This window comes from Streptomyces sp. ADMS (assembly GCF_033441795.1).
In the GTDB taxonomy this organism is placed as follows: domain Bacteria; phylum Actinomycetota; class Actinomycetes; order Streptomycetales; family Streptomycetaceae; genus Streptomyces.
Window position 1 is genome coordinate 1 of record NZ_JAVFVX010000555.1, and the last position, 283, is coordinate 283.

Annotated in this window: 1 pseudogene; it reads right to left on the minus strand. The window is 64.7% G+C overall.

Going from position 1 to position 283, the window contains the following annotated elements:
- Positions 1-283, minus strand: a pseudogene (locus RB628_RS41975) (lysyl oxidase family protein); the annotation flags it as partial.

A 283-nucleotide genomic window follows, 5' to 3' on the forward strand; every position in this document is an offset into this window, starting at 1 on the left:
ATGACCTGCAGATTCCGGCGCCTTGATCCGCTACACCACTTGGCCGGACGCCACCTCCCGCTGAGGATCACCTTGCGCAGGGCGACGTTGTTGTTGAGGTTGGTCTCCTGGAGGCGCTTCTCCGGGTTGGCGATGACCTGGATGCAGTTCGTGCCGTTCGGGAGGCCGGTGATGTCGAAGAACTGACCCGGCGGTACCGGGTGTACGTGTCGCCGGAGCCCACGTCCGGGACCTCACGCACCGACAGGGAGTTCTTCTCGCCGCACGCGGTCGACAGATCGGT